The 21546-nt window shown below is 64.2% G+C and carries 18 protein-coding genes; 10 read left to right on the top strand and 8 right to left on the bottom strand.

Annotated elements, in window-relative coordinates:
* Positions 1–145: 145 nt before the first annotated feature.
* The 5 genes from CXQ93_RS13255 to CXQ93_RS13235 are packed head-to-tail and all read left to right on the top strand — an operon-like array spanning position 146 to position 6052.
* On the top strand, positions 146–1588 hold the full coding sequence (locus CXQ93_RS13255) for a Gfo/Idh/MocA family protein (RefSeq protein WP_104110899.1): 1443 nt from the start codon (positions 146–148) through the stop codon (positions 1586–1588).
* 3 nt (positions 1589–1591) lie between these two features.
* Positions 1592–2527: an NAD(P)-dependent oxidoreductase gene (locus CXQ93_RS13250; protein WP_104110898.1), complete on the top strand. Its 936-nt coding sequence runs from the start codon at positions 1592–1594 to the stop codon at positions 2525–2527.
* 8 nt (positions 2528–2535) lie between these two features.
* The gene (locus tag CXQ93_RS13245) at positions 2536–3459 is read left to right on the top strand and encodes a 5-dehydro-4-deoxyglucarate dehydratase (RefSeq protein ID WP_104110897.1); all 924 of its coding nucleotides are present in this window, start codon (positions 2536–2538) and stop codon (positions 3457–3459) included.
* Between the two features lie 13 nt (positions 3460–3472).
* Positions 3473–4555 carry a mandelate racemase/muconate lactonizing enzyme family protein gene (locus tag CXQ93_RS13240; RefSeq protein ID WP_104110896.1) on the top strand — a complete coding sequence of 361 codons (1083 nt, stop codon included), beginning with the start codon at positions 3473–3475 and terminating at the stop codon, positions 4553–4555.
* A gap of 45 nt (positions 4556–4600) precedes the next feature.
* Complete coding sequence (locus CXQ93_RS13235) at positions 4601–6052, top strand: aldehyde dehydrogenase (NADP(+)) (RefSeq protein WP_104110895.1); 1452 nt, start codon at positions 4601–4603, stop codon at positions 6050–6052.
* Between the two features lie 91 nt (positions 6053–6143).
* Here CXQ93_RS13235 and CXQ93_RS13230 read toward each other — a convergent pair whose 3' ends face one another.
* The 8 genes from CXQ93_RS13230 to CXQ93_RS13195 all read right to left on the bottom strand — a co-directional run bounded on the left by CXQ93_RS13230 (position 6144) and on the right by CXQ93_RS13195 (position 16961).
* Complete coding sequence (locus tag CXQ93_RS13230) at positions 6144–7253, bottom strand: M24 family metallopeptidase (protein WP_104110984.1); 1110 nt, start codon at positions 7251–7253, stop codon at positions 6144–6146.
* A 5-nt stretch (positions 7254–7258) separates the two neighbouring features.
* Entirely contained in the window at positions 7259–9262 is a 2004-nt protein-coding gene (locus CXQ93_RS13225; protein ID WP_104110894.1) for a DUF6807 family protein, read from the bottom strand.
* 149 nt (positions 9263–9411) lie between these two features.
* The gene (locus tag CXQ93_RS13220; RefSeq protein ID WP_104110893.1) at positions 9412–10758 is read right to left on the bottom strand and encodes an ABC transporter substrate-binding protein; all 1347 of its coding nucleotides are present in this window, start codon (positions 10756–10758) and stop codon (positions 9412–9414) included.
* Between the two features lie 101 nt (positions 10759–10859).
* Positions 10860–12038 carry a mandelate racemase/muconate lactonizing enzyme family protein gene (locus CXQ93_RS13215; protein ID WP_104110892.1) on the bottom strand — a complete coding sequence of 393 codons (1179 nt, stop codon included), beginning with the start codon at positions 12036–12038 and terminating at the stop codon, positions 10860–10862.
* 82 nt (positions 12039–12120) lie between these two features.
* Positions 12121–13428, bottom strand: coding sequence for an ABC transporter substrate-binding protein (locus tag CXQ93_RS13210; RefSeq protein WP_104110891.1), 1308 nt, complete (start codon positions 13426–13428; stop codon positions 12121–12123).
* Between the two features lie 66 nt (positions 13429–13494).
* Positions 13495–14400 carry an alpha/beta hydrolase gene (locus tag CXQ93_RS13205; RefSeq protein WP_258068995.1) on the bottom strand — a complete coding sequence of 302 codons (906 nt, stop codon included), beginning with the start codon at positions 14398–14400 and terminating at the stop codon, positions 13495–13497.
* Positions 14397–15557 (bottom strand): acetylxylan esterase, encoded by a 1161-nt coding sequence (locus CXQ93_RS13200; RefSeq protein WP_104110890.1) that lies wholly within the window; start codon positions 15555–15557, stop codon positions 14397–14399. The genes CXQ93_RS13205 and CXQ93_RS13200 overlap by 4 nt, the downstream gene beginning before the upstream one ends.
* 72 nt (positions 15558–15629) lie before the next feature.
* Positions 15630–16961 carry a sugar ABC transporter substrate-binding protein gene (locus tag CXQ93_RS13195; protein ID WP_308470625.1) on the bottom strand — a complete coding sequence of 444 codons (1332 nt, stop codon included), beginning with the start codon at positions 16959–16961 and terminating at the stop codon, positions 15630–15632.
* A gap of 187 nt (positions 16962–17148) precedes the next feature.
* Between CXQ93_RS13195 and CXQ93_RS13190 the strand changes: the two genes are divergently transcribed.
* The 5 genes from CXQ93_RS13190 to CXQ93_RS13170 are packed head-to-tail and all read left to right on the top strand — an operon-like array spanning position 17149 to position 21360.
* Positions 17149–18141, top strand: coding sequence for an ABC transporter substrate-binding protein (locus tag CXQ93_RS13190; RefSeq protein WP_181036154.1), 993 nt, complete (start codon positions 17149–17151; stop codon positions 18139–18141).
* Between the two features lie 12 nt (positions 18142–18153).
* On the top strand, positions 18154–18513 hold the full coding sequence (locus CXQ93_RS13185) for a hypothetical protein (RefSeq protein ID WP_104110887.1): 360 nt from the start codon (positions 18154–18156) through the stop codon (positions 18511–18513).
* Between the two features lie 2 nt (positions 18514–18515).
* Complete coding sequence (locus CXQ93_RS13180; RefSeq protein ID WP_104110886.1) at positions 18516–19643, top strand: Gfo/Idh/MocA family protein; 1128 nt, start codon at positions 18516–18518, stop codon at positions 19641–19643.
* Positions 19640–20596 (top strand): PmoA family protein, encoded by a 957-nt coding sequence (locus CXQ93_RS13175; RefSeq protein ID WP_104110885.1) that lies wholly within the window; start codon positions 19640–19642, stop codon positions 20594–20596. Before CXQ93_RS13180 ends, CXQ93_RS13175 begins: the two co-directional genes overlap by 4 nt.
* Entirely contained in the window at positions 20593–21360 is a 768-nt protein-coding gene (locus CXQ93_RS13170; RefSeq protein WP_104110884.1) for a cupin domain-containing protein, read from the top strand. The genes CXQ93_RS13175 and CXQ93_RS13170 overlap by 4 nt, the downstream gene beginning before the upstream one ends.
* The last annotated feature ends 186 nt before the right edge of the window (positions 21361–21546 follow it).

The raw sequence follows: 21546 nt of genomic DNA, 5'->3' as shown, positions 1-21546 counted from the left end.
CCCGGACTGTTGATAGAAATCATATAACGGTTTGAGAAAACGCTTTCTCAGAATTTACTTTAGTCCACCAGCCACTCAATGGGAAAGTGCCAAAGAGTGGGGCTGGCAGTAATCCCAACAGTGTTGCGAAAGGTCGCCCAAGCTCATGAGAACCGAAGTCGCGTCCGCCGAAAGGCCCGTAGAAGTGCCATCGAAGAAGAAGGCGCGCCTGGCACTTGTCGGCGCAGGATCCCGTGCCGGAATGTACGTTGAGGCGGTCATGGGTCCGCATGCAGACATGGCAGTGCTTGTTGGCATCGGCGATGTGAACCAGGGACGCACCGGCTATTACATGGAACTGGCCGGCCGTCTGCTGGCAGTCCAGGCCGGGAACGACGAAGCCGGCAGCGCCCCGGCACCTGCCCCGACAGCATTTGATCCGGTGGAGCTGACAGCGTTCATCACGGCCAACGCCATTGACCGCGTCATCATCACCACGCCCGACCACACCCACGCTGACTACATCGTCGAGGCACTCAACGCAGGTGCCGACGTCGTGGTTGAAAAACCGCTCACCATCGACGTTGACGGTTGCCGCCGCATCACCGAGGCGATCGAGCAAACCGGGCGCAACGTGGTTGTCACGTTCAACTACCGCTATTCCCCGCGGAACAGCGCCCTGAAAGAGATCATCCAGAGCGGCGTCATCGGCAAGGTCACCAGCATCGATTTCAGCTGGATGCTGGACACCGTCCATGGCGCCGACTACTTCCGCCGCTGGCACAGGGAGAAGAAGAACTCCGGCGGACTGCTCATTCACAAGGCCTCGCACCACTTTGACCTGGTCAACTGGTGGATCGATGATTCACCGGCCCGCGTCTACGCCTCCGGCGGGCTGCGCTTCTACGGCGCAGACAATGCGGCGGCCCGCGGTCTTGGCGAGCGTCCTGCCCGCGGCACGCTCGACGGCGTCGATGATCCCTTTGCGCTGGACATGCGTGAGGACGAGAAACTGGCCGCCCTCTACCTGGCCAACGAAAAATTCGATGGCTACATCCGTGACCAGGATGTGTTCTCCGAAGGCATCACCATCGAGGACAACATGGCGCTGACTGTGGACTACGACGGCGGCCCCACCCTGAGCTATTCCCTCAACGCCCACAGCCCGTGGGAAGGCTACCGGGTCAGTGTCAATGGCACCGAGGGCCGCGCCGAACTTGAAGTGGTGGAGCGCGCCGCCGTCCACGGCAGCAGGGACAAGAAAAACGTTGTGGACCCCAGCGCCACCCCCATCGAGGAGGAAGACGCTGTGCGCAGCAATGGTGAGCGGCTGGTGGTGCAGCGCCATTGGGAGGTGGCCCGCGAGGTGGAAATCATCAACGGGGATGGCGGGCACGGCGGGGGCGACGTCTTGCTGCTCTCCGACCTGTTCAACGGCCCGGGCGAGGACCCGCTGGGACGCCCCTCCGGCTACATGGACGGCCTCCGCGCCGTGTCCGTGGGCATCGCAGGCAACGAATCCCTGATTACCGGACTGCCCGTTCTCATCCCCAGACTGGGCTTGGGTGCGGATCTTTCCAAGCCTGCCGGCCAAACCAAGAAAGCCTGATCCGTGAGCACAGTACTCATCACCGGCGGCTCCGGCCGCCTGGGCCGCAGCGTCGTCGCGGGTTTCGCCGCAGCAGGCCACACAGTGGTGTCCGTGGACCGCGGCGCCCTGCCCGGGGACCCGGCGCTGGCGGGCGTCGTGCAGGAATCCTTGGACCTGCTGGACGCAGCTGCCGTGAATGAAGTCATGGCACGCCACAAGCCCGACGCCGTCATCCACCTTGCCGCCATTGCCGTCCCCTTCAGCGCGCCGGAGGACGTGATCCTCAAGACCAACACCATGCTGGCGTACAACGTGTTTAGTGCCGCCACCGGGAACGGGGTGGGCCGGATCGTCACCGCCTCCAGCCCCACAGTCCTGGGCTACGGCAACCCGGCCGGCTGGCTGCCGGAGAGCTTCCCGCTGGATGAAAATACCACGCCCAAACCTTGGAACGCCTACGCGCTGTCCAAGCTGGTGGCCGAGCAGGTCATGGCAATGTTCGCCACGGCCCACGGGCACAAGGCACGGTACGCAGCGTTCCGCCCGTGCTATGTCATCTCCCCTGAGGAATGGGACGGGGCGCCCACGCAGCAGGGCCACACCCTGGCCGAGCGGCTGGCCGATCCGGCCCTGTCCGCACCGGCACTGTTCAACTATGTTGACGCCCGCGATGTGGCCGACTTCCTGGCCGTGCTGCTGGAAAAGATGGACAGCATCGACAACGCACAGACGTTCTTTGTGGGCGCCGCCGATGCGCTCGCAGTGGAATCCCTGGACAAGCTCATGCCTGCATTCCTTCCCGGCAGCGACGAGTTGGCCGCGAACCTGACAGGCACAAGCCCGGCGTTTTCCATTGCCAAGGCACAAAAAGTATTGGGCTGGACGCCGCAGCGAAGCTGGCGCACCGAGCTCACTGACACCAACCGCGCGGACCTGACGTCCGCCGCCTCACACTAGGAGAAACCATGAAGTTCGAAGGCGTTCTTTTCTTCCCCGTCACACCCTTTAACGAAGCAGGCGGCGTCGATGTTGCCCTGCTCAAGGAACACATCGCCTCCCGCCTGGAGTTCAGCCCGGGCGGCATCTTCCCCGCCTGCGGCACCGGTGAATTCCACGCCCTCAGCATTGCCGAGGTGCGCACGGTGGTGCAGGCGACCGTCGAGGTTGTGGCCGGAACCGTTCCCGTGATCGCCGGCGCCGGCGGGCCGCTGGGCCACGCACTGGACGCAGCCCGGGCCGCCGCCGAGGTTGGCGCAGACGCACTGCTGGTGCTGCCGCCATACCTGGTGGGAGCGCCCATGGACGGTCTGGTGGCCTACGTTGAGGCGATCGCCGCCGCCAGCGAGCTTCCAGTGATTGTCTACCACCGCGCTAACGCCAAGTTCTCCGCCGCATCCATGGTCAAGCTGGCCGCCAACCCCAAGGTCATCGGCTTCAAGGACGGCGTGGGCGACGTTGGCCTGGCCCAGGAAATCGTCTCCGCAGTCCGCGCCACGGGCCGCAAGGACTTCCAGTTCTTCAACGGCCTGCTGACAGCCGAACTGACCCAGGGCGCCTACCGCGGCCTCGGCATGCCGCTGTACTCCTCGGCCGCCTTCGCCATGGCCCCGGAAATCGCCACCGCCTACTACCGCGCCTACATTGAGGGCAACGAGGAACGCCGCGCCGAGCTGATCGAGGGCTTCTACGCGCCCCTGGTCCGCCTCCGCGACGAGGTCCCCGGCTTTGGCGTCTCCCTTATCAAGGCCGGCATCCGCCAGGCCGGGCTGCCCGTGGGCCCTGTCCGCCCGCCGCTGATCAACCCGACGGCAGAGCAGGAAGCCCGCCTGGCCGCCATCCTGGCTAAGGGCCACGAGCTTGCCGCCAGCCACGCGCTGGCCAACGTCTAATCCGGACCGGCCGATGACCGCCAAGATCACAGCCCTGCACACCCGCCTGCTGACAGTGCCACTGCGCCGCAGCTGGGGTGTGGAGGCGCCGGAAAACCACATCATCGCCACTACCGTGGAAACGGACGAGGGCGGCACGGGCCACGGTTTCTCCTGGACACCGACCATTGGCCCCCAGGCCGTCAAGGCCCTGCTGGACCATGACATTGCCGGCTTCGCCGTGGGTCTTCCCGCCGATCCGGAACCGCTGTGGGACGCACTGTGGTTGCGCCTGCACGAGGCCGGCGGCGGAGGGCTGACCACCATCGCCATGGCAGGGCTGGACTTGGCGCTCTGGGACTTGGCCGCCCGCAACGCCGGCACCTCCGTGCCGGGGCTGCTGGGCCAGCGGCGCGAATCAGTGGAGGTGTACGGTTCAGGTGTGAACCTGCACTACACCCTCGAGGAACTGGTGGCACAGGCCGAACGCTGGATGGCAGCCGGCCACTCAGCCGTGAAGATCAAGGTGGGCAAAGCCGACATCGCCGAGGACGTGGAACGCGTGGCGGCCGTCCGCAACGTCATCGGCCCGGACCGTGCCCTCATGATCGACGCCAACCAGCGCTGGGACCTGCCCACCACCATCCGGGCGCTGTCCCGGCTGGAGCAGTTCAACCTGCACTGGCTGGAAGAGCCCATCCGCGCAGACGACCTCTGGGCGTACAAGCGGCTGCGCAAACATTCGCCCGTGCCGATCGCCCTGGGCGAGAACGTACACACCATCCAGCGCTTCCGTGACTTCATTGACGCGGAGGCCGTGGACATCATCCAGCCCAACATTGTGCGCGTCGGGGGCATCACCCCGTTCCGCCGGATCGTGGAGCTGGCCCGGGTCAACAGCATCGCCGTGGCCCCGCATCTGCTGCCGGAACTCTCCGGACAGCTGGCGCTAACCCTGGCCAATCCTGTGGCGGTGGAGGACGTTGAGGATGCGTCCTTCGAACAGCTCGGCATCCTGGCCGGTCCGTCCCCGGTAACTATCCGGGACAGCAAGCTCTCCGGCACCGGAGTCCCCGGGCTGGGTCTGCAGTTTGCCGCCGGCATTCCGTCCCGCTAACTACTCATTCCACCCAAGCAGAACCCAAGCAGAGGAAACTTTTTCGTGCAGACGCCAACGCAAGAACTTCAAGACCTGACCGCGGCCGCCCACGCAGCAGTCGGGCCCGCCGCGGCCGCCAGCGACGCCGTGCGCGCCTCCTGGCTGCTGGCCATCGCCGACGCCCTGGATGCCAACGTGGCAGAGCTCGTGGCCATCGCCGATTCGGAAACCCGCCTCGGCACCGCCCGGCTCACCGGCGAGGTGGCCCGCACCACGGGCCAGCTGCGTCTGTTCGCCCGCGTCATCACAGAGGGCTCCTACCTGGAAGCTGTCATTGACCACGCCAGCCCGGCCTCCACCCCGCCGTCGCCGGACCTGCGCCGCATCCTGCGTCCTGTTGGTCCGGTGGCCGTGTTCTCGGCGTCGAACTTCCCGTTCGCCTTCTCCGTGGCTGGCGGCGACACCGCCTCCGCACTGGCCGTGGGCTGCCCCGTGATTGTCAAGGCGCACTCGGGCCATCTGGAGCTGTCCAAGCGCACCGCTGCGATTGTTTCTGCGGCATTGGACGACGCCGGTGCTCCCGCCGGCTTGTTCGCGCTGGTCGCCGGGCGCGAAGCTGGCACCGCTCTGGTGCAGGACCCGTTGATCAAGGCCGTGGGCTTCACCGGATCCATCCCCGGCGGACGTGCCCTGTTCGACTTGGCCGTGTCCCGCCCCGAGCCGATCCCGTTCTACGGCGAACTGGGCAGCCTGAACCCGGTGGTCATCACGCCGGAGGCACTCGCCGCGCGCGGCAGCCAGCTTGCGGCAGCACTAGCCGGATCCTTCACCATGGGCGCCGGACAGTTCTGCACCAAGCCGGGCCTGGTGTTTATTCCGGCCGGTACGAGATTTGGTGCCGAGGTGGCGGTTGAATGCATCGGCAAGGGCGCTGCTCCCATGCTGACCGACCGCATCGCTGCAGCCTACCCGGCCGGGCTGGCCAGCCTTGCCGCCCAGCCCGGCGTGACGGTACTCAGTGGCACCACAGAACAGGATGCCGAAGCTGAGGGAGCCGCCCCGGTGGTCTTCTCCACCACGGCGGCCAGCGTCATTGCGCGCCCGGCCGAGCTGCTCGAGGAGTGCTTCGGGCCCACCACACTGCTGATCGAATACAGCGACGACGCCGAGCTCTCCGCGGCTCTGGCCCTAGTGCCAGGCAGCCTGACGGCCACCGTGCATGCCGAGGATGGCGAGGATATTTCCGGGCTCGTGGACCAGCTGACAGGCTTGGCCGGGAGGGTGCTCTTTGGCGGCTGGCCCACCGGTGTTTCCGTGAACTGGGCTCAGCAGCACGGCGGCCCGTACCCGGCCACCACGTCACTGTTCACCTCGGTCGGTGCCACGGCCGTGCGCCGCTTCCAGCGCCCCGTCGCCTACCAGGACGCCCCCGAAGCATTGCTGCCCGAGGCGCTGCGTGAGGACAACCCGTTGGGTGTTCCGCGCCGCGTGGATGGCGTGCTCCGCCTCAGTTGAGCCTGGCGCCAAATAACAAACTAGCCCGCAGTTGTGGCTGTAAAACCGGCGAAATCTTGCCGAATAACAACCACAATTGGGGGCTAGTTGTCTATAGCTGGAGCGTCGTGGGGCGCAGGATCCCGTTGACCAGCGTTGAGGACCAGCGAGGGTCGGCTGTGAGCGGGCGGATGCCGTCGGCCGAAAGCAGCACCGTGTCCTCGATCTTCACGCCCGGACCGGACGGGTTCCACGTGAAGGGCTGGTTCAGCACCACTGTGTCAGTAACGGCGTCCGTGGCGCGCGGGTCCCGTCCGGCGTACCCCGCCGGGCCGCCCTGGTGGTGCAGCCGCCACTGGTTGGGGCCGAAACCATGCCGATCGTAGGCGGTCCGGATCTCCTCCAGCACCTCAGCGACGGTGGCTCCGGGGACGGTGGCATCGAAGATGTCGGCCTCAACTGCGGCAATGCGGGCCTCGGCGTCGAGCTCGGCTGGCGTACCGGCGTCGAACCTCACCCAGCGGGTCACGTTGGCGATCATGCCGTCACGACGGGCACAAATAACAGCCATGGCACGGCGCCCAAGGGTGGCGTCAGTGGGCAGCGGGTGGCGGAAGTCCACCCGGGAGGCGCCGTTGGCCAGCAGCACCAGCGGATCGGCACCCGCGGCGACGATGCGTCCGGCCATGTCGGCGGCGATGGCACGTTCGGTGGTCTGCGGCGTCGCGACGGACAGGACATCTGTCAAGATTCCGGCCGCGTCCTGGCAAAGACGCTCGTAGCGGCCCAATTCGCCCGGCAGCAGCGACCGGCGTGCCAGCCTCAGTTCAACGGCCAGCTCAGCCTCGGAGGCAGGGGAAACGCCTGGCCCGAACCAGCCGGCGACGTTCGTCAACGAACCATGCCACGGCACCTGGTGAATCGTCAGCCCGGCCGGAATCTCCTCGGCGGCCAGTCGCTGAGCCTCGTTGTTGAACGTGACAACATGGTCGCCGTCGGCGGTGACCAGCACCGCAGCAATGGGATCGCCGGCCAGGCTGATGCCCACCCGGGAGCCATCCAGATACCAGCTGACGGCGCTCTGGCTGGTGAGCAGCACGGAATCGCGGCCGGCTGCCGCCAGGATGTCCAGGACACGGGACCGCTTGACGGCCCGCTCAGTTGCGGCAGCTGTCGTGGCGCCTGCGTGACTTTTGCCCACAAGCTTTCCCGGGGTGGTCATGGTGGTCATTCGGTTCCCGTCCATTTCTTGATTTGATCGTCGGTGGCCAAACCGTCCGCAATGGTGACGGTGATGGTCCGGGTTATGGTTTCGCCCGGTTCAAGCACGACGGCGGCATCCCAGGCAAGCGACGATCCCACCCCCGGATAGCCGGCGGAGCGCACGAACCAGGGATCTGTGGCTTCCGGCGGTGTTGTGAACACGAGGGTGGCGGGCTTGCCGGAGAAGTCACCGGACCAGGCCAGCCACGGGGCGCGGCTCCCGTGCACGGCGTCCTCGCCGGAGGCCGAGGGGGTTCGGATGTGCGCGTTGTCAACAGCCGGCAGGCGCCAGAAGAAGCCGCCGTAGCCGCCGGCCTCGCGGCCGTTGGAGCCGGGGCTGCCCAGGCTGACGGAATCGGTTCCGGCCGGGGCCAGCGTGAAGGAAAGCGTCAGTGTCCAGGCGCCGTCCTCTGCGGGCTGCCAGCTCCAGCGCCGGGTTTCGTGCAGGATTTCGGTTCCGTCTGGGCCGAGCCAGAGCAGCTCTTCTGTCCGGGACGTGCCGTTGGGGACGGATGAGGTCCGCTTGATCCGGCCATGGTCCGGGCGCCACACATATTCGCCATGCTCGCGCCGGTACGTCCGACCGCCCCAAAAGTTCACGCCGTTGACGTCCTGCAAAGCCACCCCGGCGCCGAGGTGCCAGACGTGGTCCAAGGGCATGGCGTCGGTGACGATGGTGCCGGCCAGTGTGGTGACGGGGTGCAGGTAGGGCCGCGGCGACAACGTGCGGGCCAGTCGGGCGCCACTGATTTCACGCGCCACCTCCGTGCCGGAAACCTCCATGGCGTCCGTTGCGGTGGCGGGGCGGGCCCAGGGGGCGCCGAGCTCGGAGAAGGTGGCTTGCGCCGCCGTCGCCCGTTCAATCCAGCTGGCAATGTCGGCAACTACGGGGTGTGCGGCCGCGCCCTCGCCCACCCATTCGATGTGCTCGGGGGCGATCCGGTGCGGGTCCTCGGCCGTGCGGACGGCCTCGAGGACGCTCATGAACGCGCCGCTGTTTTCCAGCGAGCTCAACAGCGCCGTGCCGTCGGCCCGGTGCGCGAGCAGGTTTTCCAGCAGGTCGGTGCGGGCAAAGGTTTCGCTGGTGGTCCCGTCGGCAGTCGTGATCTCCAGGATGTCTTCGGTGTAGTGGAAAACCGCGGTGCCGGCGGTGCCGTGGACGGTGACAAACGGGTCCGTCTGCTCCGGCGCGCACACTGTCAGGGCGCTGACGACGGCGGGCCCCTCCTTGGGGGTGATGCGCACCGTGGAAGTGTCGTCGCCTTCGATATCGTGGGCGCGGTACAGGTCTGTTTCGACCGCGTCGATGGCGTCGGCCGAGAGGATCCCGGCGATGCGCAGGGCCGTGGTGATGGAGTGGGCCAAGGGGTTTGTGGTGACGCCGTCGACCACGTCAACACCGTTGATGGTGCGCTTGCCTGCCCAGCGGGAGCGCTGGTAGTAGGCCTTGTCGCGCAGCCACGTGCCGGTGGCGGAGTAGCCGCGGATGGTGCCCAGTCCGCCGTCGGAAATCACGGCCGCCAAGGCTGGAAGGGCCAGTGAGCCCAGCGACTGGAAGCCGACCTGGACGGCCCCTCCCGCGGCCGCGGCGGCGTCGCGGAGTTCATGGAATTGGGCCATGGAGGCGGCTGTGGGTTTTTCCAGGTAGACGTCGGCGCCGGCGGCCAGTGCGGCAAGGCCCAGCGGTGCGTGCGTCTGGATGGGCGTGGCAATGATGACGACGTCGGGGGTGGTGCCGGCAGCGAGCAGGTCATCGAGGGTGTTGAACACTGCGACGTCGTCGCCTAGCCGCCCCGCCTCGGGCGGGTTGGGGTCCGCGACGGCCACGAGTTTCAGTGCCCCGGCTGCCTCAAGCCGGTCAAGGTTTCTCAGGTGGTGCGTGCCAAAGCCGTGCACGCCCACAAGTGCAATGCGCGGAAGAGTGGTGCCAGCGGGTTTCGGTCCGTGCGTCTGTGCTGTGCGTACCATGGGTGGGTCCAATCTGTCCGGGCATCATTGCTTGTGGTGTTTCCAGACTACTCGGGAAGCGCTTTCCAAATGGCATTGTTTCATGCGTGGCCATGCTGGGACATCCGGCGGCTGGCAGTGGAGCCAGCCGCCGGACGACCTGCCGGATATTAGCCGAGGGCTGCGGTCATTTCATCAACGGCCTTCTTGGCGGCATCGGAAGGGGTCTGGCGCGTGAACATGACCTCGGATGCGTAGCGCTTGATGATGTCCTCCATGGCGCCGGCGCCTTTGGGGACGGCGGGCGGGACCGGGCCGAGCTTGTCCTTGATCCCGTCGATGAACTCGATGACCTTGACGTCGGCTGGTGTCATCTTGTCCGCCACGGCGGCACGGACCACAGTGCTCGTGGGGACACCGCGGTCGGCCAGCAGGGCTTCGCCGGCGGCGGTGCTGTTGGCCAGGAAGTCGATCAGCGCTGCGGCGGCTTCGGGGTTCTTGGTGCGTGCTGATGCCGACCAGAATTGTGAAGGCTTGTACCAAAGCTTGGCGTCGGCGGAGGTTCCGGTTTTCGACGGGTAGTTCAGGATCGTCAACTCTGTGCCTGCGGCATTCTCCAATGCGGGGAGCTGGTTGGACCACCAGAAGGACATGGCTGCCTTTCCGGTGGCCGTGGCGCTCTGGTCAAGCGGGGCGGCCTGCTCTTCGATGACAGTGGACGCTGGTGGGATTGCCTTGGCTTCGGCCAGTTCAATGAGGAATGCCAGCCAGCTTTCCAGATCCGCCGACTCAAATCCGAGCTTGCCGTCCGTGGAGTAAAACTCCTTGCCGTTCTGGCGCAGCCAGACGTTCAGGGATGCCTGGTCGGCGCTGTAGGCCGTGGACCCGGTGATGCCGGCCTCGGACTTTTCAGTGATTTCCGCGGAAATGCGCTTGTAGTCCTCCCATGTCCACGTCTGGTCATCAGGCATGGGCACGCCCGCGGCTTCAAACACCTTGGGGTTGGCGATGATCGTGGCCGCATTGATGCCTGCCGGGATGCCTGTCAGGCCGGCATCGCTCTGTCCGGCCTTGAGGACGTCGGCAACCAGGTTGGTGGTGTCCACCTTGTATTTGGAGAGGTCAAGGAGCGCGCCGCGAGAAGCGTATTCGGCAATGTATTTTTCGTCCATCTGGATGACGTCGGGGGCGTCGTTGCCTGCCGTCTGGGTGGCCAACTTGTCCCAGTAGCCGCTCCAGTCGCCGTACTCAGGCTTGACCTTGATCTTTGGATTTTCGGTTTCGAAGGCGGCAATGGCTGCGGTTGTCACCTTGACGCGGCCATCCGAGCCCCACCAGCCGAAGCGGATCTCCGCCTGGCCGTCGGCGTTGGTTGCGGGCGCGTCTGAGCCGCAGGCGGTCAGTGCCAGGGACACAGTGGTTGCTGCCGCGGCGGCGCCGAACAGGCGGTGGAAGCCGCGGCGGGAAAGTCCGGCGCCGGAAGTGGATTCTGACGTGTGGTTGGCGAGGAATGACATAGTTGGGTCCAATCGACGGTGACTGCTGTGGGAAGGTGTTCGTGGTGTGCGGCTGTTGGAGGCAGCTTTTGGTGGCGGCGTTGCTACCGCCGCAATAACTCTTAGGCCCTGCCCGGAGTGCCAAATTCTGCTGTGGCCGTGGTCCAGGCACGGGCCTGGTCGGTGAGTGTGATGCCCAGGCCTGGGCGATTGGGGACGAGCATGCGCCCGGCTTTGGTTTCCAGCCGTTCGTTGAACAGCGGCTCCAGCCAGTCAAAGTGTTCCACCCAGGGTTCGCGCGGGTAGGCGGCGGCCAGGTGCAAGTGGATCTCCATGGCAAAGTGCGGGGCCAGATCGAGCCCGTTGTGGTCGGCCAGTGCCGCCAATTTCAGGAACTGGGTGATCCCGCCGATCCGCGGGGCATCAGGCTGAATGATGTCCGCGGCCTTGTGCCTGATCAATGCCGCGTGTTCGGCCACGCTGGCCAACATCTCACCCGTGGCGATGGGGGTGTCGAGGGAGGCGGCTAGGGCCGCGTGCCCCTCGGCATCGTAGGCGTCAAGCGGTTCCTCGATCCAGGCGAGGTTGTAGGCCTCGAAGATGCGGCCCATGCGCTGGGCCGTTGCCCGGTCCCATTGCTGGTTGGCGTCAACCATGAGCGGGACCGAGTCGCCGAGCCGTTCGTGGACGGCTGCCACGCGGGCAAGGTCCACTTTGGCGTCGGGGTGGCCCACCTTGATCTTGATGCCGCCGATCCCGTTCGCCACGGTTGCATCGGCATTGTCCAAGACCTGTTCCAGCGGCGTGTGCAGGAATCCGCCGGAGGTGTTGTAGCAGCGGACGGAGTCCCGGTGGGCACCGAGCAACTTGGCCAGCGGAAGGTTGGCTCGCTTGGCCTTCAGGTCCCACAGTGCAATGTCCATGGAGGCGATGGCCTGGATTGCCAGACCCGACCGGCCCACTGATGCTCCGGCCCAGGCCAGTTTGGTCCACAGCCGCTGGATGTCGTTCGCGTCCTCGCCCAGCAGTTCCCCGGCAATTTCCCGGGCGTGGGCAAACTGCCCGGGTCCACCGGCGCGCTTCGAGTAGCTGAAGCCAATTCCTTCCCCACCATCCGCGGTGCGGAGTTCGGTGAACAGGAAAATGACCTCTGTCATGGGCCGTTGGCGGCCCGTGAAGACCTTGGCGTCGCTGACGGGGACAGCCAGCGGCAGGGTCACGGAGGACAGCTTGACCCATTCAATCCGGCTGCCGGCGGTGATGCGTTCGAAATCTTCCAGTGGTGAGGCGAGCAATGGCATGATGGCCCTTTCAGTCCATGAGAAAGCGTTTTCTCATCGTACCTTACGTTATTGTGATCCAGCCAACAATTGGGGCTGTTGGTTACTTGCGGGCGGCGTCCAACATTCCCTGAACCTCGGTGGTGAAGGCGGTGGCGGCCTGCTCCGGAGAAACCTTGCCGAAGAGCACATCGGTGGTACAGCGGATGATCGCGTCCTGTACGCCGCTGGCGCCGACAGGAGGTATGGACGGAGCCTGGTTGATGTCAGCCTTGATGTCTGCCAAGAACTTCACCACTGTGGCATCGGAAGGCTTCAGCTCGGGGGTGATGGCGGCCAGCACCTCGCTGTTGGTGGGAATGCCACGGTCGGTCATCAGGATTTTTCCGGCGTCGACATTGTTGAGCAGGAAGTCAACAAACGTGGCCGCTTCCTCTGGATTCCTGGACTGGGAGGAGATGGACCAGTACATGGTGGGCTTGTAGTACATGCCATTTTCGGCGGCGGATCCGCTCAGGCTGGGGGAGCGGAGCATCTTGATTTCGCTGCCGGTGGCGCTTTCCAGTGACGCCAGCTGGTTAGTCCAGCTCCAGCCCATGGCCAGGCAGTTGGTGCCAAACAGGCTGTTCTCCAGGCTGGCCGAGGCGTCCTCGCTGTGGATGCTGGCCGGAGGGCTGGACTTCTCATCCCGCTGGAGCTTGAGCTGCTCCCAGAACGTGGCGGCCGTCTCCGGTTTGAAGCCGAGTTTCCCATCCGTGGTGTACAGCTGTTCGCCGTGCTGGCCCAGCCAGATGATCAGGCTTGACTCGTTGTTTCCGTACGACGCACCATAAAGCTTGCCCTCGCCGGCAGCGGTGATCGAGGCTGCCAGTTTTGTATAGTCGTCCCAGGTCCAAGTGAGGTCATCGGGCAGCTCCACGCCTGCCTCCTTGAACACTGCGGTGTTGGCCATGACCACCAGGGCGTTTTGGCCTGTGCTGAAGCCGTACTGCTTGCCGGCGTACTGTCCGGTGGCCAGCGCCTCCTTGTCCAGCTTGGATGTGTCCACCTCCAACGTGGCAAGATCCATGAGGGCTCCCCGGCCCCCGTATTCGGCAATGTATTTCTGGTCCATCTGGATGATATCGGGGGAGTCCTTGCCGGCTGTGACGGTGGCGAGCTTGTCCCAGTAGCTGCCCCAGTCGCCAGGACGGGGGTCGACTGTGACTGCGGGGTGTGCCTTCACAAATGCTGCCGACACCTCATTGGTTTGGGCGTTGAGGAACTCGTTGCCCCACCAGGCGAAACCAAGTGTGACCTTGCCGTCGGCGGATGTGCCCTGTTTGTTGCCACAGGCAGTGGCGAAGAGACCCACCGCGGCAGTGCCGAGCAGGAGTTGGCCGAACTGGCGTCTATTGATCGTGGAGTTCATGGTGCCTTCTTTCGGATCGGGATGGGATACGTAGAGTTTTTCGTGATGGGCGGGAGGTGCCAGGGGCTAGGCGGGCCAGCCGTCCAGCCAGCCCCGCCCGTCAAGCCAGTTCTGGCACAGCCGGGACCAGTCGGCTGCCGGATGCCTGCCGGGACCAGGCTCATTGACTGCCAGACCCAGGCCATGCCGGCCCTGGGGGAAGACATGAAGCGCAAAGGGCACGCCGTGGCGGGCCAGGGCTCCCGCGTGGGACAGCGAGTTCTCCACTGGCACCGCGTCGTCGTCGGCGGTGTGCCACAAGAATGTCGGGGGCGTTGCCGCGTCCACGGCTTGGTCGGCAGAGAGGGCTCGGCGTTGGGATAGGGCGGGCGCCGGGCCCAACAGTGCCTCAACCGATCCCTCGTGGCAGTGGGAGACCATGGAAATCACCGGGTAGGCGAGCACCGCAAGGTCTGGCCGGTCCAAGGCGGGCCCGGCGCTGGCGTCGACCCCCGTGGACAGTGTGGCGGCAAGATGCCCGCCGGCGGAGAATCCCATGACCCCGATCCTGGAGGTATCCACGGAAAACCCGGATTCGCCGCCGCGCAACCAGGCAAGCACCGCCCGGGCATCCCGCAGCGGTGCCGGGTGCAGGGCGTCCGCCGGCACGTCCTCGGCAACGCTGTACGCCAGGACCGCGGCGTTCAGGCCCAGCGAGTTGAGCCACAGCGCCACGTCACGGCCCTCATGCTCGGCATGCTGGTGGTAGGCGCCGCCGGGCAGGACCATGAAGACGGGGTGGCCAGCAAGTTCCGGCGGGCAGAACGCCTCCACGCTCGGGCCCTGCGCGGGCTTCTGATTCTCAGCAAGTTCGACGCCGGTCAAGGTTACCTTGAAGTGCCGGGCGGTCGCAGTTGATGCCGCGGCCGTGGGTGCTGTCGCCGGTGCTGCTGTTGACGACGTTGCTGTCACGGATGTTGCTGACGGGGTCACTGGGGAAACCTTTCGGGGGTGGGGAGAGCAGCAGGGGTAAGGGACTCGCGTAGGAACGCGAACGCTTCCGCCTGCATGGGAACCGTGAACTCATGGCCGCCGGGCCAAAAGCTGCCTTTGTAGCGGCCGGTGGCGTGCAGATCGTCGAGCATCCTGTTGGCGTCACGCATGCCGTCGGCCGGAAACAGGGGATCCTCGAGGCCGTACTGAACCAGGAATTGGCCGGCTTCCGAGAGCCCCGTCAGCTCCGGCCACTCGCCAAGCCGGGCAAGTCCGGGCGTCTGCAGCAGCCAGGAATGGGCATCCAGATACGAGGGAAACAGTGATTCAAAGGTGGTCATCATGGCCGTGACCACATAGCTGCGGATCGCCGGGGACAGTGCGGCCAGCACGACGGCGCGTCCGCCGCCGCCGGAAAATCCCAGACACCCCAGCCGCTCGGGGTCGATGCCGGGCAGGGATGCCAGCACTTGGAGGGCGGCGAGGTCGTCGTGGGCCACGGTGCCGGCCAGGCTGGTTCCCGCCAGCCCCGCAGCCTTGGCCACCGTGTCCTCGTGGAAGGCGGCGGCGGCATTGTAGCGTTCGGCAGTTCCGGGCGTCCGGCCGGCTTCCCGCCATTGGGCGTGGCGGCCAGCAAGTGCGTCGGCAGTCCGCCACGGCGGCGTGTCCAGATCGAAGCGGCGGCTGCCCCAGGAAAAAGCGTCATGCGCCAGCACGGCAAAACCGTCCCTAGCCAGCTCCGATGCAAGAGCGCGGCCGCCATAAAGATCGTGTCTCCGAGGGTCGGTCTCAGTATCCGGCTCCGAGCGTCCCGGTGGGAACTCCACCAGCCTGCTTGCGCCAGTGTATTTGTTGCCGCCGTGGCAGTGCAGGGCAAGTATCCCCGGCAGCTGTCCGGTTGCGCCGGCCGGCGTCACCCGCCAGGCCTGCGTGCGCGGCCCAAAGCCCAACTGCCAGCTGATCGCGGAGGTGGTGACGCCGTCGTGCGTGTCCTCCCAATCGACAACGACGGAAATCTCGGCAGGGGGAGCGGGGACGCCCAGCACGCCGGCCAGTGCGCCTGACCGCGACGGGACGTCCGAGGGACGGTGGGAACGGACATGGGCGGGCCAGTCCTCGTAGCCGGGGATGGCGCTGGGCCGCGCGGAGTGATCCACGGAGTTGCCTTTCGGTGAAAAGGCCGGGCACCTGAAGGATCAGGTGCCCGGCAATGTGGGGCGGTTGGAACGCTACTTGGCCAGGTTCAGGTTGACTTCGTCGATGAACTTCTTGGCGGCCTCGGCCGGAGTCGTCTTTTCGAAGAGAACATCTGTCATGTTGCGGTTCAACACTTCCATGGTTGCCGAGGATCCGGCCGGGAACGGCAGCGGCGGGGTCAGCTTCATCTCCGCGATGCGGTCAAGGTACGCGGCTTCCTTTTTCTGGTTGTCCTTCAGCAGTGGGAGGACAGTGGCGCGGACATCAACGTTGGCGGGCATGCCGCGGTCACTCTTGATCAGCTTTCCGGCTTCCTCGCTGTTGACCAGGAAGCTGACGAACTTTGCGGCGGCCGCCGTGTTTTCTGACTTGGCCGAGATGCCGTACTCCATGGAGGAACGCAGCCATGCGCCGCCGGTGGGGGTTTCGCCCGGCATCTTCACCATGAGAAGTTCATTGCCTGAATAGGAATTCATCTGGTTGCTCCAGGAGACCTTCATGCCTTGCTTGCCTTGGCCAATGAGTGTCTGCTCCGGCTGTGCCGATACGTCCTCGACCACCTGGGAGGCGCCCGGGGAGGCACCGGATTTTTGCAGATCCAAGTTCATTTGCAGCCATTCGGTCACGCGGGCCTCGCTGATGCCCAGCTGTTTTCCGTCGTCGGCATATAGGGGTTCCCCGCCCTGACGGGCCCAGACTGCGAAGAAGGAGTCGTTGGCCATGGGCGTGGTGCCGAAGGTGCCCTTGGGGGAGTTCTCGGTGATCTTGGTGGCAATGTCCTGGTATTCATCCCAGGTCCATGTCTCGTCGTCGGGAAGTTCGACGCCGGCCGCCTTGAAGACTGCGGGGTCAAGGACCATCGACATCGAGTTCACACCTGCCGTGATGGTGTACTGCTTGCCGTCGATCTGGCCCAGTTCGACCGTGCCCGGTGCGAATTTGGAGGTGTCGATTGGGTCCTTGAGCGTGTCCAGATCCAGCAAGACCCCGCGGCTGGAGTACTCGCTGGGGTAGGAGCCGCTCATGGCCAATACGTCCGGGGTGTCACCGCCGGCAACCTGGGTGGCCATCTTGTCCCAGTAAGAGCTGAATTCGGTATTCTCACCCTTGACCTTGATGCCGGGGTTTTCGGCTTCGAAGGCCTTGATGACGTCAAAGGTGGCCTTGGCGCGGGCGTCGTTGCCCCACCATGCGAAGCGAATGGTCACCGGATCGGCCGCTGTCCCCTCCTTCTCGGGGGAGCTGGTGGCCCCGCATCCGGTGAGTAGCAACGCTGCCGCTGTAAGGGCCGATGTTGCAAGAAGTGTTGTTTTCTTGAGCCGAAACACCATTGTCCAACCTCTCATGGTTGCGTTTCCGTCCATCGAGCCATTGTGGCTCCGGTCACAGAAAACGCTTTCTCGAAACCTAGCAAAGGGACTGGCGCACGTCAAGAAAGCGCTTACCCATTGTTATTAGGATGAGATGATTCGCCGCATCGGTCGTCAAGTTGAGTGCAGGGCGCTGGGGGTGCGGGCTATTGACAAAAAAGTGACCGTTCACAATACTTGTGTGAACGATCACATTCTCAGTGTTTTTAAGGACAAGAGCAACGATGAAGTTGCAACTGCCATGAAGGGCAAAGTCATGAATTTCACGACAGACAGACGTACTTATCTCAAATTGTCAGTGCTGGCTGCCAGTGCTGCAGTCGGGCTGACAGCCTGCGGCCAGGGCGGCGCTGCGGACGGGCCTGTGACATTGCGCTTTGCCTGGTGGGGAGGGGATGTTCGGCACAAGCTCACAGAGAAGATTATTGAGAACTTCAATGCCGCCCACCCGAATATCACCGTCAAGGGCGAGTACAGCGACTGGAGCGGATACTGGGACAAGCTTGCCACCCAAGTGGCTGCCAATGACTCCCCGGACATTATCCAAATGGATGAAAAATATGTGCGCGAGTACGGGGACCGCGGGGCGCTTTTTGACCTAAAGCAGATCAAGGACCTGCAGACCAAGGACTACGACCCGATCACCTTGAACACAGGTGAAGTTGACGGGAAACTCGTTGGTCTTGTGGCAGGCATTGGCACGCTGGCCATTGCCGCGAACCTCAACGTGTTGAAGGAAGCCGAGGTTGAACTGCCTGACGACACAACATGGAGCTGGGACGACTATCTGGAACTTGGCCGAGAGATCGGCAAGAAGATTCCAGGCACCATGGGTGTGGGCATCGGCACCACCGATGGCGACTTGTATATTTGGGCACGCCAGCACGGGGATCGGTTGTATGACGATGATGGCAATGTGGTCATTAAGCCAGAAACTTTGGCGTCGTTCTGGCGAAGACTCCTCACAGCATCGCAAACTGGAGCTACTGGCAAGCCCTCCGCGTTTATCGAAGCATCCACAGCGGCCCTCGACCAGACTCCCATGGCTACCGGCAAGATGGGGTTGACTGCCATGTGGAATACCCAGTTGGTGGCCTTCGCCGGAGCCCATGGCGAGGACTTGAAATTGCTGCGCCTGCCAGGAGAGAGTCAGGCCGTGGAGCGGGGAGCCTAATACAAGTCCTCCATGTTTTGGTCTGTCTCTGCGCGCACTAAAAATCAGGAAGCAGCCCAAATATTCCTCAACTACTTGGTGAACGATCAGGCGTCCGGCGACCTGTTGCTTGCCGAACGCGGCGTTCCTGCCAACAATGTGGTGCGTGCGGCCATCGCCGACAAAGTGGACGCCACGGGAAGATTGGCGATCGAATATACCGACGCCATCGCCGATGAGGTGCGTCCGGCGCCTCCCATCACCCCTGCGGGGGGAAGTGCCATCGATGCGATACTTGCCCGCTACGCCTCGGACATCCTTTTTGAGCGTGTCACCCCTGAAGCCGCGGCCCCGGCATTCATCAAAGAACTATCCGACTCCATCAAGAAATGACCATGACAAGTATTATTTCCACTGATTCAGCCCGCAGGCCGGGACCATTCAACGTCGCGATCGTAGGAACTGGTGGGATCGCAAATGCGCATGCGGCGGCCATCTCCGGGCAACCGGGGCTGGCATTGGTCGCGGCCATCGATATTAATCCAGGCCAAGCGAGCCAGTTCGCAGAAAAATGGGGAATCCCGCATATCGCCGCTTCCATGGGGCAGGCGTTGGAAGCGGGTCGGGTGGACCTGGTCGTCATCTGCACACCACCGTCAAGCCACATGCCACTGGCACTGGAGGCCTTGGCCCTGGACCTGAACGTGGTGGTTGAAAAGCCGCCCGCCATGTCTCTGGCACAGATACACGAACTGCAGGCCGCTGAAGATCTGTCGACCGGCAGTGTCAGTTGCATATTCCAGCATCGCTTCAGTTCAGCGGTCAAGCGCCTGGCCACCTTGCGGGAATCCGGGGCGCTCGGACGTCCGCTGGTTGGCGTCTGCAACACCTTGTGGTTTCGCAATCAGGCCTACTTTGATGTGCCGTGGCGTGGCCTGTGGGACGTGGAAGGCGGCGGGCCGACCATGGGGCATGGCATCCACCAATTTGACCTGCTGCTGCACCTGTGGGGACCATGGTCGCAGGTGAGTGCGTTCGCCTCGAAACTGGCCCGTAAAACCGATACCGAAGATGTCTCGGCAGCCGTTGTGCAGTTTGAATCGGGCGCCTTGGCGACAGTCATCAACTCCGTCATCTCGCCTCGGGAAACTTCTGTCATCAGGCTCGACTTCGAGAATGCCACCCTGGAACTGGAACACCTCTACGGCTATGGCGAGAAAAACTGGAAGCTCACGCCAGCCCCTGGCCATGAGCACCTGCTGGCACTTTGGGACGACGGCGAAAATCAGCCCAGCGGTCATGGTGCCCAATATGCCGTGATTGCCGAAAGCCTGAGCTCTGGGACGCTGGCCCCGGTCTCGCTTCGCGAGGCACTGCCGACAATGGAGCTGGCAGCAGCCATCTATGCCTCCAGCATCGGCGGACGCACAATCGCCCGGGGCGAGATCGACAACCAAAACCCCTTCTTCGGCCGCATGGACGGCCGTTTGGACCCATGGAAGCAGGAAGTGAAAACCGCATGAATGCCGCAGGTAACAACACACTTGGAACCACAGTCCCAGCACTTGACTGGACCCTTACCGACTGTGCCGTCACAATAACCCTCAACGGCACAACCGTGGCCAGCTACGTCTTCTGGGCCCCTGACGCCCAGAAAGAATCGCCGCGGCCGTACTTTTATCCCCTGCGTACTCCTGATGGCAGCAATGTCACCGTGTACCGGCCGCACGACCACCTGTGGCACAAAGGCGTGGCCTGGTCCCTGCCGCACTTTGGCCCGGACAATTTTTGGGGAGGACCCAGTTACAGGAGAGACAAGGACTACCAGTGGCTGCCCAACAATGGCCGAATGGACCACCTAGAAATTCTTGAGTGCGCAGTATCCAATGGGAGTTTTACGTTCGCCCACCGACTGCACTGGGTGACGCAGGGCGGAGACCTTGTGGTTGGGGAAACTCGCAAATTTAGCGTCGTTCCCGGAGAAGGGGCGTGGACTCTTATCTTCGACACCAGCATGGACAACGTTTCCGGCAGGGACATCAACATCGGCTCACCCACCACCGAGGGGCGGGAAAACGCGGGGTACGGCGGGCTATTCTGGCGCGGGCCCAGGTCCTTCACCGGAGGCACAATTGTGGGTCCGGGTGGCGCGACAGGCGAGGCACTCAGGGGAACTCGAGCGGCGTGGTTGGCCTTCATCGGCCAACACGATGAAACGGAGGCGGTGTCCACAGTTCTCATGGTTGATGACAGCGGCAATGCCCAGCATCCGCCCCAGTGGTTCGCCCGTTCTGAGCCGTTTGCGTGCATGGGGCCGGCACCGTTCTTTTCGGAAGAGGTCAACTTCGCGGCCGGTGCCACCATGCGCAACCGCTATGCCGTGGTGATTGCCGACGGCGGTTCTGAAGCGGAACGACTGGCCGAGCTGGCCGGGGCCGCCGTCGAGGCACTGGAACAGGCAGCGGTGCCGGCATGACCCAGGAGATTCCCCTGCCCATCTTCCCGGGTGGCACTGCGCTGACACGGCTCGCCGTCTATGACTGGGAAGCTGGGGGAGAACCGCCCGGTGGAACACCCCACATGCACACGGCGTCCACCGAGGCGTACCTGGTGGTGGGCGGAACGGGGCAGGTGGAAACACTTTCCGCAGGGGGCTTCGCAGTGCATGACTTGGCTGTGGGGGACCTGTTGTGGTTCAGCCCGGGGACCATCCACCGTCTTATCAACTCCCGAGGGCTGGACCTGCTTGTCGTCATGCAAAATGCGGGACTGCCGGAGGCAGGTGACGCTGTCATGACATTTTCCCCGGAAACCCTCAGCGATCCTGTGCGTTATGCGCTGGCCGCCGGGCTGCCAGCGAATGGTGCCGGGGCGGAGGAACTACTCGCTGCGGTGGCGGCCCGGTGCAATGCTGCGTTGGCTGGTTACAGGCGCTTGAAGGAGGCGGCGCTCGCAGGGAATTTGGAGCCGCTGGCGCAGTTCCACGAACAAGCGGTGGCTCTGATCAAGGGCCGGGTGCCCCAGTGGCGCCACACCTGGGAGGAATCTGTGGCCGCTCAGACCACGGCAACGGAAGCCTGGCTGGCCGGGTTGGAGCGCGGTGAGTTCCCCCATTTCGAACACGCGGCCACAGTAAGGGCCCGGCTGGCCGGATCGGAGCGCGCCCTTGGGATGTGCGGGTTGCTGCAGACCTGGGGGGCCGGAAACGTTGCTGTTGCTGCGGTGGGAGCAGCCACTTAGCCAACAGATTGAGAAAGCGCTTTCTGAAATATTTGAAATGGGCTGTACAGAAGTCAAGAAAACGTTTACTTTGGAATAAGTCAAAGTGACAATGTGGTGTAGGTCTCGTGTTGCGGCCGGTCCATCCGGCCGCATCAGCTGCCAACAGTCACGATTCAGGATTCGAAAGAGTCCGCCAAAATTATC

Origin of the sequence: Arthrobacter sp. N199823 (assembly GCF_002929705.1) — a bacterium.
GTDB lineage: Bacteria > Actinomycetota > Actinomycetes > Actinomycetales > Micrococcaceae > Specibacter.
Note: the sequence above shows the minus strand (reverse complement) of the source record. Positions and strands in the feature narration are given on the sequence as shown.